The 14,808-nt window shown below is 33.7% G+C and carries 12 protein-coding genes and 2 pseudogenes; 13 read left to right on the top strand and 1 reads right to left on the bottom strand.

Going from position 1 to position 14,808, the window contains the following annotated elements; genetic code table 11:
- The first annotated feature begins 421 nt into the window (after positions 1-421).
- The 9 genes and pseudogenes from ACOQFO_RS10445 to ACOQFO_RS10405 all read left to right on the top strand — a co-directional run bounded on the left by ACOQFO_RS10445 (position 422) and on the right by ACOQFO_RS10405 (position 7,517).
- Positions 422-991, top strand: coding sequence for a YpmS family protein (locus ACOQFO_RS10445; protein ID WP_421689606.1), 570 nt, complete (start codon positions 422-424; stop codon positions 989-991).
- Between the two features lie 11 nt (positions 992-1,002).
- Entirely contained in the window at positions 1,003-1,536 is a 534-nt protein-coding gene (gene msrA, locus ACOQFO_RS10440; RefSeq protein ID WP_421689605.1) for a peptide-methionine (S)-S-oxide reductase MsrA, read from the top strand.
- Positions 1,523-1,957, top strand: coding sequence for a peptide-methionine (R)-S-oxide reductase MsrB (msrB, locus tag ACOQFO_RS10435; RefSeq protein WP_421689610.1), 435 nt, complete (start codon positions 1,523-1,525; stop codon positions 1,955-1,957). Before msrA ends, msrB begins: the two co-directional genes overlap by 14 nt.
- Positions 1,958-2,054: 97 nt before the next feature.
- On the top strand, positions 2,055-2,279 hold the full coding sequence (locus ACOQFO_RS10430; protein WP_421689604.1) for a YozE family protein: 225 nt from the start codon (positions 2,055-2,057) through the stop codon (positions 2,277-2,279).
- 167 nt (positions 2,280-2,446) lie between these two features.
- A complete protein-coding gene (gene deoD / locus ACOQFO_RS10425; RefSeq protein ID WP_421689603.1) occupies positions 2,447-3,151 on the top strand; it encodes a purine-nucleoside phosphorylase in 705 nt (234 codons plus the stop codon).
- 173 nt (positions 3,152-3,324) lie between these two features.
- Positions 3,325-4,866 carry a S41 family peptidase gene (locus tag ACOQFO_RS10420; protein ID WP_421689602.1) on the top strand — a complete coding sequence of 514 codons (1,542 nt, stop codon included), beginning with the start codon at positions 3,325-3,327 and terminating at the stop codon, positions 4,864-4,866.
- A gap of 76 nt (positions 4,867-4,942) precedes the next feature.
- Positions 4,943-5,852, top strand: a pseudogene (locus tag ACOQFO_RS10415) (CobW family GTP-binding protein).
- A gap of 44 nt (positions 5,853-5,896) precedes the next feature.
- A pseudogene (locus tag ACOQFO_RS10410) lies at positions 5,897-6,187 on the top strand (CAP domain-containing protein); the annotation flags it as partial.
- A 253-nt stretch (positions 6,188-6,440) separates the two neighbouring features.
- Positions 6,441-7,517, top strand: a complete 1,077-nt coding sequence (locus ACOQFO_RS10405; protein ID WP_421689601.1) for an undecaprenyldiphospho-muramoylpentapeptide beta-N-acetylglucosaminyltransferase — start codon at positions 6,441-6,443, stop codon at positions 7,515-7,517.
- A gap of 61 nt (positions 7,518-7,578) precedes the next feature.
- Here ACOQFO_RS10405 and ACOQFO_RS10400 read toward each other — a convergent pair whose 3' ends face one another.
- Entirely contained in the window at positions 7,579-8,127 is a 549-nt protein-coding gene (locus ACOQFO_RS10400) for a GNAT family N-acetyltransferase (RefSeq protein WP_421689600.1), read from the bottom strand.
- A gap of 418 nt (positions 8,128-8,545) precedes the next feature.
- On the opposite strand from ACOQFO_RS10400, the gene dapF reads away from it, so the two are divergent.
- The 4 genes from dapF (at position 8,546) to ACOQFO_RS10380 (ending at position 14,777) form a co-directional block, all read left to right on the top strand.
- Positions 8,546-9,514 (top strand): diaminopimelate epimerase, encoded by a 969-nt coding sequence (dapF, locus tag ACOQFO_RS10395; protein ID WP_421689599.1) that lies wholly within the window; start codon positions 8,546-8,548, stop codon positions 9,512-9,514.
- A gap of 136 nt (positions 9,515-9,650) precedes the next feature.
- Positions 9,651-10,325: a response regulator transcription factor gene (locus ACOQFO_RS10390; protein ID WP_421689598.1), complete on the top strand. Its 675-nt coding sequence runs from the start codon at positions 9,651-9,653 to the stop codon at positions 10,323-10,325.
- A complete protein-coding gene (locus tag ACOQFO_RS10385; protein WP_421689597.1) occupies positions 10,322-11,716 on the top strand; it encodes a HAMP domain-containing sensor histidine kinase in 1,395 nt (464 codons plus the stop codon). The genes ACOQFO_RS10390 and ACOQFO_RS10385 overlap by 4 nt, the downstream gene beginning before the upstream one ends.
- A gap of 247 nt (positions 11,717-11,963) precedes the next feature.
- A complete protein-coding gene (locus ACOQFO_RS10380; RefSeq protein ID WP_421689596.1) occupies positions 11,964-14,777 on the top strand; it encodes a 2-oxoglutarate dehydrogenase E1 component in 2,814 nt (937 codons plus the stop codon).
- Positions 14,778-14,808 lie beyond the last annotated feature (31 nt).

Genomic DNA, 14,808 nt, shown 5'->3' with positions numbered 1-14,808 from the left:
CTCATAAAGTGGGGGATAAAAGACCTAAATAAGCTATATGAGCATAGGTACTTAAGTTATTGAACCGCCGTGTACGGAACCGTATGCACGGTGGTGTGAGAGGTCGACTAGCCAATTAATGGCTAGTCTCCTACTCGATTATATACCAATTTAACAAAAGGTTTGCGAATGAATGGAACGTATTGAAATTATTTACGTTGTTTATCTTAAAAGGATAATGTGATTATTATTTCTAATTTTTCCCACGATTTAAAGTAATAATAGGAATGAGACATAGAAACTTGGGAATACTAAGAGATTAGTTGAGAGTTTTATACATATAATTATAATATTAATAGTCATTGTTATTATCGGAGTTATAACAATATTTAAGACTTTAAACAAAGCTTATTTGTTGTAAAAAATTCGGGAGTGAATTAGGATGAATAAATGGAAAGTCGCCTTCTTTGTTTTAGCGGGTGCTATCATAGCTGTAATAACATCGTTAATAATATTGGCGACTTCACCGACTGAAGATGTACCACTTCCTCCTGTCAAAGATGCAAAGGGAAGTGTGCTCTTAGTAGAAACTACAACTAAGGATTTTGAAAAGCTCGCTTTAAAATATTTACGTGAAGCATTAAACACAGAAACTTTACCTGTCGCCATAACAATGGACGATCAGATTTCTATTTTCAGTGAAATTATAGCATTAGGGGTTTCATTTCCTATTCAAATCGATTTTGAACCAATCGTTAATGAAAATGGTAATTTACATTTAAAATATTCTAAAATAAATGTAGGAAAGATTGATTTAAAGCCATCCATGGTTTTAGTATTGTTAGAGGAAACGGTTGAATTTCCAGAATGGGTAGTTATTCGACCTAGTGAAGAAGAGATTTTTGTAGATCTTTCACAGCTAACTGTTGCTGACGGATCAAAAGTTCGTGCGAAAGAAATAGATTTACGGAATGACCGTATTTTACTAGAGGTTATAGTACCGAACGATTAGGAGGGGATAATATGACAAAACAAATTGCTACATTTGCTGGAGGCTGTTTTTGGTGTATGGTAAAGCCTTTTGACCAAATGGAAGGGATTGAAAAAGTGATCTCTGGTTATACAGGTGGACATGTTGAAAACCCTACATATGAACAAGTTTGTTCGGAGACTACTGGTCATTTAGAAGCCGTACAAATCACATTTGATTCTGATATTTATCCATATGAGAGATTAGTGGAGTTATATTGGACTTTAATTGATCCAACAGATCCTGGTGGCCAATTTTATGATCGTGGTGAATCCTATACTACTGCTATCTTTTATCATGATGATGAACAAAAACGAATTGCGGAAGAATCGAAAGAACGATTAGAGAAGTCTGGTAAATTCAATAAACCAATCGCTGTGAAAATACTTCCAGCAAAACCTTTCTATCCAGCAGAAGAATACCATCAACAGTATTATAAAAAAAATCCATTACATTATGATCGATATCATATCGGATCTGGTAGAGCTGCATTCATTCAACAACATTGGGGGAATAACAATGAATAAAGAAGAGCGTTTGAAACAGTTATCACAGATGCAATATTATGTAACACAACAAAATGGCACAGAACCACCATATCAAAATGAATACGACCAACATTTTGAAGAAGGAATTTATGTTGATATCGTATCCGGAAAACCATTATTTAGTTCGAAAGATAAGTTCGATGCAGGGTGCGGATGGCCGAGTTTTGCAAAGCCTATTGAAAACGAAGAAATTGAAGAACGATTCGATACTTCACATGGAATGAGAAGAGTGGAAGTTCGAAGTAAAACTGCAGATTCTCATTTAGGCCACGTATTTCCAGATGGACCACGTGAATTAGGTGGATTACGATACTGTATTAATTCCGCTTCTTTACGTTTTATCCCAAAAGAAAAATTAGAAGAAGAAGGTTACGGTGAATACTTGAAAGTATTTGAATAAATCTAATCGAGTAGGCTGTCAAGAAAGAGTATCTTTCGTGGCGGCCTTTATCTTTCAGTAGTGTTCTTTATGGATTTTATTACAAGGAGAATTGAATATGGAAAAAAGTTTTTATGAATTTGTTCTAACCTTTAGAGGTGGAGATTGGTCAGATCAAAAATCGAGATTTGCAGAAAGTGCTTTTAATGACCACGGCTTTCCAAAAACGAGTACATCCTTCGAAGAATTATCTAGCTACATAGAAATACAAGCAGATGAGTTTTTATCAACCTCTGCTTTTGATGAATTATGGGATATTTACAGATTGAAGTATCAGAAATAAATCCGTTCACAAAATATAATTAGTGCAAATATTAAAATGTTTAGGATTGCACAAACATTTAAAAAAAAGTATATTGTAAAATGAGAGAAAATCTTTCAAATAAGAAAACACTTAGAATTCTATGAAGTCTACAAAAGAAATTTAACAACGAAAGAAAGAGGGATTCAATGAGTATTCATATAAATGCAAAGCAAGGTGAAATTGCAGACATTATCTTATTACCTGGAGATCCATTACGTGCAAAATATATTGCTGAAACATTTTTAGAAGATGTAACGATTTACAATGAAGTTCGAAATATGTTCGGCTATACAGGTACTTATAAAGGAAGACGAGTTTCTGTTCAAGGGACAGGTATGGGTGTTCCATCTATCTCAATTTATGTAACGGAGTTAATGCAAGAATATGGTGTTCAAAAATTAATCCGTGTTGGGACATGCGGTGCCATTCAAAAAGACGTAAAAGTAAGAGACGTTATTTTAGCACAAGGTGCAACAACAGATTCAAAGATGAATGAAATTATCTTTAACGGAATCGACTATGCTCCAATTGCTGATTTTGATTTACTTTTAAAAGCTTACAATGCAGGAGTAGCTGCTGGTCTAAACCTTAAAGTCGGAAATGTTATGACAGCAGATATGTTCTACTCTGATGAAAATCAAAATGAAAAACTAGCCCAATACGGCGTACTTGCTGTTGAAATGGAATCTGCTGCTCTTTATACACTTGCTGCAAAATTTGGACGACAAGCACTTTCTGTTCTTACAGTTTCTGATCATATCATTACTGGAGAAGTTACAACATCTGAAGAAAGACAGACTACATTCAACGATATGATTGTTGTTGCTCTTGAAGCTGCAATCCAAGACTAAAAGTCAATTTCTTTTAATTTCAATATTGAATGTAATGGTGCTAACACTATTGAATAGTCTAGAGTACAAGACTGTCTATTAATTGGCAGTCTTTTCTTTTCGTAATTAAATGAAACTGTTAAGATGAAAATAACGTCTTTGTTGTTAAGTGTAAATGAGAGTGGTGAAGAAAGATGGATGAACAAAATCAACAAAATCAACAAAATCAAAATAGTCAAGTGTCATTAGAGAATGATAGAGAAAAAGTAGAAAAACATGACAAACCTGCGAAAAACTATTTACGTATAAAACCATTCACGTTCATTATGATTATGTTTTTAACGATAATATTTACTGCAGGATTAACTATTTTCGCTTTAACTTTTGGTGAAGAAAAAGTGGTTGAAGTTGTTGAAACAAAACCTCAAGTTGAACGAGAAGAATTTAAGAAATTATATGAAGCATATGATGAATTGAAAGAAAAGTATTATATTGAAGTTGACGATGAAACGATTATTTATGGTGCTATTAACGGAATGTTCGATGCACTAGAAGATCCGTACACAGACTATATGAACAAAGAAGAAGCAGCGCAGTTTAATTCGGACTTATCATCTAGCTTTGAAGGAATTGGCGCTGAAATTCAAGAAAAAAACGGAAATATCGTCGTAGTTTCTCCTATAAAAAATTCACCTGCAGAAAAGGCTGGGATTCTTCCAGAAGATATCATCTTAATGGTTGATGGTGAAAGTATTCAAGGAATGAGTGCTTCTGAGGCTGTATTATTAATTCGAGGAGAAAAAGGTACACCTGTTACATTAACGATTCAACGTGGTGATAGTGAAACGTTGCAAGAAATTACAATTGTTCGAGATGAGATTCCTATTGAAACGGTTTATGGTGAAATGGGTGAAGATAAAATTGCTAAAATCCAACTCACTTCATTTAGTGAAAAAACGTTTGAAGACTTGAAGAAATTACTCGAACAGTTTGAAAAGGATGGAATGAAGAGCATTATATTAGATGTTCGACAAAATCCGGGTGGTTATTTATCCACTGCACTTGATATAGCTAATTTATTTATTGAAAAAGGAAAACCAATCGTTCAAGTACAAGGACGCGAAGGTGAACCTGAGGTAATTTTAGCTGACGGTGGTAAGAAGTATAACCTTCCAATCATTGTATTAATTGATAATGGTAGTGCTTCTTCTTCTGAAATTTTAGCAGGTGCATTAAAAGAATCTGGTAATGCTAAACTTGTTGGTTTAACTTCTTTTGGTAAAGGAACAGTTCAAACAATTAGTACTTTACCGGATGGGTCAAATTTAAAATATACAACAGGTAAATGGTTAACACCAAATGGGAATTGGATCAATGAAACTGGAATTAAGCCAGATTTCGAAATACAATACCCTGAATATGCGAAGTTAACATATATTGACCCTAAAACTGAGTTAACAGTTGGTACTGTTTCTACAACAGTAAGTAATGCTGAAAAAATGTTAGAAGTATTAGGATATACTGTTGGAACAGTTGATAATGAGTTTGATGAAGATACTGAATCTGCTGTAAAAGAATTCCAAGCAGATCAAAAATTAGATCAAACAGGTACAATTGTTGGCGATACAACTTATGCAATTATGGAGGCTTTAAGACAAAAGATTCAAAATGAAGACCCTCATTTATTAAAAGCTAATGAATTGTTACAGCAGCAAACTACTACTGAAACCGAATAATAACTAGTAAATTAAGAGCTGATTTGTTCATATGAACTACATCAGCTCTTTCTTCATAAAAGGAGTTTATTGAAAAATGAAAGATGTATTTTTATTTAGTGGATTTTTAGGAAGCGGTAAAACATCCATGTTAACAGATGTGATTAGACAGTTAAAAGAAAAAGGAATCAAACCAGCTGTTATAATGAATGAATTTGGAAAATTAAATTTTGATTCACAGGCGGTTGATGACGAAGTTCCATTAAAAGAAATGTTAGAAGGTTGCATTTGCTGTTCAGGGAGTGAAAAAACGGAAGCACAAATACAATCATTACTGGCAAATGAACAGTTTGATGTTCTCATAATCGAGACGACTGGCGTTGCCCATCCAGTAGAAGCACTAGATGCTGTTTATTCTCCATTATTCGCAGATCAACTTAACATTAAAGGTATTGTAACTGTAGTTGATAGCAAACTTTGGTTAGACCGAAACACTTTGTCTCCACAAGTAAGAAGCTTATTTTTTGAACAAATTCGACATGCCCATCTATTATTAGCTAATAAAATTGATTTGTTAAATGAGTCCGAACAAGCGAAAATTGTCTACGAAATTCAGCAAGTAAATCCTAATGCGTTTTTATTACAAACAACAAATGGACGTGTTCCACTCAAACTACTAGAACAATTACAATCAACTGTTAGAAAAGAGCAGGGAGACATTCATTCAGCTAAAATAGGTATACATTTACATTTAAGTTCACGTTTAGTTGAATTCAAAGAACATTTTACACAGCAACAATTTGAAGAATGGGTCCGACTCATTGCCAAGTACAGTATACCGTATGAAAGGTTATGTACCGATTAAGGGCATGAAAAATCCGATGTTATTTCAATACGCATACGGTTTAGTTCAATGGTTGCCTGAATATATTAAAATGCAACCTCAGATTGTGATCATTGGTGAAAATATTGATCAAATTTCAATAATCGGCGAAAAAACGATGTAATATTGCTGTAATAATGTTAAAGAGGTTGAATTTTTAATTATCCATTAATGGATGTTGCTGAAGCAAAATCAGCTGATATGGCGAGCAATAATTACTTCTCTCATACAAGTCCTACATATGGAAGTCCTTTCGATCAAATAAAAGCAGCAGGCATTAATTACCGTGCTGCAGGTGAAAATATTGCTCAAGGTCAACGTACACCACAGCAAGTAGTCCAAGCATGGATGCAATCTCCTGGACACCGTCAAAACATCTTAAATGCAAACTACACACATATTGGTGTTGGTTTCGTCGAGGATGGATACTACTGGACACAACAATTTATACAACTATAAAAATGATGTATGCCCTTAAGTAGTTCTTGCTACTGGGGCATTTTTTAGTTGAAGTATTTACCTTCTTTTCTATTTATATCTGCATAAGATATGTTAAAATCGGAAAGAAAGTGGCATCATTTAATGTTGTACTTTCGCATAGATAACTATTGTGGATTTATTAATTATCCAGGAAAACAATCATCCGATAAATTTAAAAAATTGAATGTGTAACTTAAAAATTTAAGTTTTTACATAAGATAGGAGAATAACTGTGAAACAAAAATCGATTATACTAACTGGTGGCGGAACTGCAGGTCATGTTTCGTTAAATCAAGCAATCATTCCTTCCCTATTAAAAGAAGGCTACGATGTGCATTATATAGGCTCTCACGATGGAATAGAGAAAGAATTGATTACAGGAAGTTTCCCAGATGTACCTTACCATGGTATATCAAGTGGTAAGCTTCGCAGATATTTTTCGATGAAAAACTTTACAGATCCATTTAAAGTGTTAGCTGGTATTTTGCAAGCACAGTCAATTATTCGAAAAGTTAAACCGACTATGATTTTTTCAAAAGGTGGATTTGTTTCGGTACCTGTAGTCATTGCGGCAAAAATGGCGAAAATTCCGGTAGTAATTCATGAGTCTGACGTAACACCTGGTTTAGCCAATAAAATTGCATTACCATTTGCTTCACACGTTTTTACAATATTTGAGGATACGCTTAAATATTTACCAAGTGAGAAAGCAACTTGTACTGGGTCCATCGTAAGACAAGAATTATTCGAAGGAAAAAAAGATAGAGGGCTTCGTAAATGCGGATTCGAAGATGATAAACAAGTACTCCTAGTTATGGGAGGAAGTCAAGGATCAGTAGTATTAAATGATGCACTTCGAAGTAACTTACCGGAATTACTTGTGAACTTTAATATTATCCATCTTTGTGGGAAAGGAAACGTAGATCAGACTTTAACGAGTTTAAAAGGTTATAAACAATTTGAGTATGTCACAAATGATCTATCTGACCTGTTACATGCTTCAGATTATATCGTATCTAGAGCGGGGTCTAATTCAATTTATGAATTTTTAGCATTAAAAAAACCAATGTTACTTATTCCATTATCTGCTGCTAAAAGTCGTGGCGATCAAATATTGAATGCCAATATTTTCAAAAAGCAAGGATTTGCTTTAGTTCTAGAAGAGGAAGAGTTAACAAAAAATACATTTTTAAAGTCAATTCAAAGACTTGTAGATCAAAATCCGAAAATTATTCAATCAATGACAAATGCAGAAAGTCCAAAAACTCCAGATGAAATGGTGAAATTAATTTTACAATATGAAAAATAAAAGAAGTCGACAAAACTTATCGTTTTAAGTTTTGTCGACTTTTTATATATGGTTGAATTCATTACATTGCTTGTTCTTCTTCCACATTATTTTCATGGGCAGTAACAAGGTAGAATAAGTCCTTTGGAATTCTAAATAAATCAAACTTTGTCTCACCAGAATTAATCTCTTCATAAAGAGCTTGATGTGTCTCACTTGCTTCAATCACATAAGGTAATTTTAAGGAGGCGCGTTTTGATTTTTCGTTTCCTTTTCGAATTCTTAAAAACACTGTATGAATATTGTGTTGGAAGAAAAGTTCAGTTAAAAATTCCTTTTTAGCAGTTTGGTTGTATCCCATACCTTGATATGGAACACCGATCCAAGTTCCTAAAAACCCTGCACCATCTTCAATATCATATAAATTAATTGTTCCAATTGGCTGACCATAATCATCAATAATTGTTCTCGAAATGGTTAAACCTAATTGTTCCTCTTCTATTAGCTGTTTCGTCATAAATAAATACTCTTCTGCTGATGAAGCCTTTTGTCTTACGTATGGGAATACAGACGGATGACTCATTAGTTGGTATAATTCATGTGTTTCTGATAGATCTCGGTGTTTTAACATGTTTACGCCTCCTTTTAGGGTAGTTGCTATTAAAAGCTTAGTCACAAGGCAACAGTTTCTTAGAAAAAGGACCTAAAAAAAACTAGGCGATCAACTATGGAGCAAATACAGTATCCATCGTTTCCCTAGGTTTTCTAACTTCAGTTAGTATGACATACATAGAAAATAGTAATTGGTATGATATTTTTTATTATTACTAATACCAAATAATTTACATATCAAAGCAGCAAAAATAAGTATTTTGTAGAAGTATCATATAATAAAGAAATATCATCTTGCAATAGTAAAGATATTAAATAAATGTGAAATCTTTGTTAACGTGTGTAAACATTGTAAAATTAAATAATTGCAAGAGTTAGTTGATTCACAGTTTTTTAACAATTATGATAGAAGATATTAATTAGAGGAGTGATGTTGTATGGAAAGAACGTTTTTAAAAGTCCATGGTTCTGGAAATACATTTTATTTATATGAGAGCGAACAGGAAAACGAGTTTGATTGGGTAAAACTTACAAAATGGTTATGCCAAGAATCAAATGAAGGTGGAGCAGACGGATTATTACTCGTTTTACCTTCCAATGTAGCAGATGCAAAAATGAGAGTAATCAATGCAGATGGTTCAGAAGCGTCTATGTGTGGTAATGGATTACGCTGTGTGGCAAGGCATGTTTGTGAAAAGCTAGATAAAGAAGCAGCGGTTATCGAAACTATGAAGGCAAACTTGAATGTAAGGAGAGAAGAACCTATTTATGGTTCAATCCCTACATATGCAGTGGAAATCTCACCAATATCATTCCAATTAGATACTTTGCCAATGGAGTATAAAAATCAAACTGAAATTAGTCATCAGATCATTAATGAGTTTTCAAACGAAATAAAATATACAGCGGTATCAGTTCCTAATCCACATCTAATAGGTATTGTAGATCAGGAGTATATTACAATTAATCAACATCAACTAAAATTAGCTCAGTATTTAAACGGGGAAAATGAATATTGTTCAGATGGCATAAACGTAAGTTATGCATACCCAATGAAAAATGACACTATTTTCGTTAGAACATATGAACGTGGAGTTGGATTTACAAATGCTTGTGGAACTGCTATGACTGCCTCTGCATTAGTAGCAAAAATCTATGGCTATGTGGACAATGAAACGGTGACTGTTTTCAATCCAGGTGGTTTTGTAAAATGTAAAGTCATTGAGAAAAACGGTCAATATGACTTAACTTTAATTGGAAATGCAACAATTACTGCTAAATATAAAATTGATATTTCAAAAAACGATTTCAAATGGATTAGTAAAGAAGAGACCGATGAACAATTACAATATGAAAATTGTATTCAAATTGTTAAAAAGGAGACGGCTTCTTTTATCTCACATTAATAAAGTAGGTTTAGAGGTTTTTAATCGTCAAAAAGTCACATTATAAGTTAAACTTATTCTGTGGCTTTTTTGGTGGATTTCACTTAAAAAGTGCAAAACATAATTTAATCGATCCTAAATGCTTGAAGGTGAGACGATGACGAAAAGAATATTAATAGTAGAAGATGAAAAAACTATTTCACGTTTTATCGAACTAGAATTGCGTCATGAGCAATTTGATGTTGCATTAGCTTTTGACGGAAGAGAAGGACTAAATAAAGCAATAAATGAAAGTTTCGATTGCATTCTTCTAGATGTCATGTTACCGAAATTAAATGGAATTGAAGTTTGTAGAAGAATTCGTGCTCAATCAGATGTGCCAATCATATTATTAACAGCGCGAGATGAAGTAATGGACCGAGTAGCAGGTTTAGATGCAGGAGCAGATGACTATATAGTGAAACCATTTGCAATAGAAGAATTACTTGCTAGAATTCGCTCTATACTAAGAAGAGTAAAGAAAATAGATACACAAGATGACCTTATTCAAGTACGTGATATTTCGATTAATACAAATTCATATGAAGTATTTTTTGAAAGAAATAAGCTCGATCTAACAAAGACTGAATATGATTTATTGAAATTGTTATGTGAGAACAAAAATAGAGTATGCACTCGTGAAATGATTTTACAATCTGTTTGGGGTTATGAATCAGAAGTTGAAACAAATGTAGTAGATGTATATGTTCGACATCTTCGTTCCAAATTGAAAACAGACGGTGAACCAATTATTGAAACTGTGCGCGGTGTCGGCTATGTGGTGAGAGAATGAGGATTCGAGAATATATTCTAAACCTTTCTTTAAAAAAGAAATGGACTTTTTTAACTGCTCTCATTATTTCAATTAGTTATGCCGCTATTTGTAGTGTTATCTATGTTGCACTTAATACCTGGTTATATAATAATGAACAAAATAATGCCATTCGAACTGTAGATGATTTAACATCCTTATTTGAATCACAAGGTGGTTCAATTACAATAAGAGAATTTCAACAAAATACGGGCTTGATGAAATCGATCGTCAATCAGAATCAAACGGTTAGAATCTTTAATATGGACGGCTATGAAGTATTAAGAATTAACGATCAATCTTCAAAAGCAAATATTCCTATAACTAATGAGGATTTAAAAAATACAGCTGTATTTAAAGCGAAAATAGATGGACAATCTAGTATTGTCGTAAGTCGTATTGTTCAAATAGGTTTATTCCAAGGTTATATGCAATTGATTCATCCACTTCAGTCGTTTGAATCCATGATGCAATATATGTTAACAGCTATGTTAATCGCAGGAATTGGTGCCATACTAATAGCTGGCTTAATAAGTTCTTATTTATCAAATTTATTGATGAGACCATTAGAAGATTTGCGTGACTCTATGGTGACGGTGAAGGAAAAAGGGTTTGAGGAACAAATAAAATTCAATTATTCTGCAGATGATGAAATTGGTGATCTACTTAAAATATATTTATCGATGATGGATGAGCTACAACAATCATTTGCTAAGCAACAGCAATTTGTTTCAGATGCTTCCCATGAATTAAGAACTCCAATTCAAGCGATTGAAGGTCATTTATCGCTCATTAAAAGATGGGGAAAAGATGACCCTGAGGTATTTGAAGAATCTTTAAATACATCCATATCTGAAGTACAAAGAATGAAAAAAATGATTGAAGAACTTCTTGATTTAGCTCGAAGAGAAAAACGTGATGAATATGCCTATGCGAATGTGGACAAGGTCCTAAATTCAGTGAAAAATGAAGTTCAAATTGTAAACAGTAATGCTTCAATATTAATACAATATATTGGTGAAGCCAAATTAGCACATATTACTGAAAATGCATTTGCTCAAATAGTTCGCAACATTATTGAAAATGGGATTCGCTATAATATAAATGAGCCAATAATCGATATTAAAGTTAACTACCTACCAGAACATATTATCCTAACGATTAAAGATAATGGAATAGGTATTAAAGAAGAACATCTGAATAAAATTTTCGACCGTTTTTATAGAGTTGATGATTCGAGAGAAAATACAGGGGGAGGTACAGGACTTGGCTTAAGTATTACAAAGATGTTAGCAGAAAAATATCAAGTCAAAATTGATGTTTCAAGTGTATTCGGAGAGGGTACAATTTTTACGTTAAGAATTCCTATTTAATGATTAAACTATTAAAAGGAGCTACTTTTCCTTACTTAGGAAAAAATTATGTAGTTTTTACTAAAAAGAGTTGTATTTTTTTAGAAGAGTAGTAAGATTGAAGTGGAAAATAACGTTCACCATTTTGAAACAATTCCATTTCATTATCAGATTGATAACAATTATAAATTGTTGAGATATGGTGAAATTTGTTATAACTATTAGAGAACAATGGAATTGCCATGTGGCAAATTTGGAGGTTATTCTCATGTCGAACAATGTATTAACATCTAGTTCCCCTTGGTCCATATTTGCCGGACCAAACTTAGGTTATGTAATGGAACAATATGATTTATACCAAACATCACCTGAGCAAGTTGATCCGGAACTAGTTGCTTTATTCCAACAATTTGGTTCGCCGATTGTGGAAGATGGCTATACAGCTACTGAGGGAGTAGTAGCTAACGTACAGCCAGGTAATATGTCAAAAATATTTGCAGCTGTGCAATTAGCAGATGCAATTCGTTCTTTTGGACATTTAGCCGCAGATATTTATCCATTAAAGGATCGTAAATTAGATACGACTAAAATAGAAGCAAGTTATTATGGTCTAACAGAGGCAGATTTAGTAGCAATCCCTGCATCACTATTCTTTACAGTTCCTCCTGTAAACGTTTCCAACGGAAAACAAGCAGTGGATTTTTTACGTTCAATTTATACAGATAAAATCGGATTTGAATTTTCTCATGTTGAAGATAAAAACGAACGTGAATGGATTCAAGCAAAAATTGAATCTGGTTCTTTAAAACAAAGTTTAAATACAGAAGAGAAAAAGGCGATTTTAGAAAGATTAACTCGCGTTGAAAACTTTGAAAAATTTATTCATAAAACATTTGTTGGTCAAAAACGTTTCTCAATTGAAGGGTTAGATACTTTAGTTATACTTCTTGATGAAATCGTTAAAATGGCTGAAAAACAAAAAATGAATCAAGTGCAAATGGGTATGGCCCATCGTGGACGTTTAAACGTGTTAACTCATGTTGTAAATAAACCATATGACATGATGTTCGCTGACTTCGCACACGTACCAAATGATTACTTCTTCCCAGAAGATGGTTCACTTGAAATTACAAAAGGTTGGACTGGTGATGTTAAGTATCATATGGGTGCTACTTATACACATAAATCTGGTCTAAAAGTGAAATTAGCTTATAACCCATCTCACTTAGAGGTTGTTAGTCCAGTAGTAACTGGTGCAACTCGTGCAGCACAAGAAGATACAACATCTAAACCAGGTTACCCAACTTATGATCCAAAGAAAGCATTATCTGTTCTTGTGCATGGTGATGCTGCATTTGCAGGTGAAGGTATCGTACAAGAAACGTTCAACTATGCAAATACAAAAGGCTTTAGTACTGGAGGATCTATTCATATTATCTCTAACAATATGATCGGATTTACAACAGAACATTACGATTCACGTTCGACTCGTTATTCATCTGACTTAGCAAAAGGGTATGGTATCCCTGTTATTCACGTAAATGCAGATGATCCTGAAGCAGTAGCACAAGTTGCTAGATTTGCTTTTGAATATCGTGAAATCTTCGGTAAAGATGTATTAATTGATTTAATCGGTTACCGTCGTTTTGGACACAATGAAACAGATGATCCAACTGTAACAAATCCATTAACTTACTTAATTGTTTCAAAACACCCAACAGTTCGTGCACTTTACGGTGAAAAACTTACAAGTGAAGGTGTTGTAACTTCCGATGAAGTGAAGAAACTTGATGCAGATGTTTATGCTCAAATGCAAGCTTCTTACGATCATGTGAAACAAGTTGGCGAAGAAAAAGGTCACTTTGAAATTTCAATGCCAGAAGAAGTTAAAACTGGATACCCAGCTGTAGATACATCAGTTCCAAAAGAAGATTTACTACAAATTAACAATGAATTATTAGCATGGCCAGAAACTTTCGAGCCACAAAACAAACTTGCTAAAATTCTTAAAAAACGCATAGAAGCTGTTGAGACTGGTAAAATCGATTGGGGGCATGCTGAAACGTTAGCATTTGCTGCTACATTACGTGACGGAAACCCAGTACGAATTACAGGTCAAGATGCAGAACGTGGAACATTCTCACAACGCCATCTAGTATTACATGATAAAACTACTGGTGCAGAATTCGTTCCTTTACACAACGTATCTGGTTCAAAAGCAACATTTGCAGTGCATAACTCACCATTAACTGAAACTGCAATTATTGGATTTGAATATGGTTACAATTTAGAACACAACAAAGCTTTAACAATTTGGGAAGGTCAATTCGGTGACTTCGCTAATATGGCTCAAGTGATGTTTGATAACTTTATTTCTTCATCACGTTCTAAATGGGGTCAAAAATCTGGATTAGTTATTCTTTTACCAACAGGTATGGAAGGTCAAGGTCCAGAACACTCTTCAGCACGTATTGAACGTTATTTACAATCATCTGCTGAAAATAACTGGATCGTTGCGAACTGTTCAAATGCTGGAAACTACTTCCACTTATTACGTCGTCAAGCAAAAATGTTAGGTACTGAAGCAGTGCGTCCATTAGTTGTGGGTACTCCAAAGTCACTTCTTCGTCATCCTTTAGCAGCAGCGACAATTGAAGACCTATCTGAAGGTAGCTTCCAAGAAGTAATTGAGCAACCAGGCTTAGGTAAAAACGTTAAAAAAGTTGAACGTATTCTAATTGGTTCTGGTCGAGTTACAATTGACTTAGCAGAACATGTAAATGATGGAGAAGGTTTCGACGATACACATATTTTACGTGTTGAACAACTATATCCATTCCCATCTGAAAAACTTTCTGAAATTATTTCAAGATACCCTAATGTAAAAGAAATTAGATGGGTACAAGAGGAACCTAAAAACCAAGGTCCTTGGAAATATGCATTAGAATATTTACTAGAAATTGCTGATGGTAAGAAATTAAAATACGTAGGACGTCCAGAAATGGCATCAACTTCTGAAGGTGATGCGGACTCTCACAAAGTAGCTCAAGCTAAAGTAATCCAAGATGCATTTGCAAAATAAATATTTGATTGATAGTCGTGTACTACTATTG

It is taken from the genome of Ureibacillus sp. MALMAid1270 (assembly GCF_049202975.1).
Lineage (GTDB): Bacteria > Bacillota > Bacilli > Bacillales_A > Planococcaceae > Ureibacillus.
Note: the sequence above shows the minus strand (reverse complement) of the source record. Positions and strands in the feature narration are given on the sequence as shown.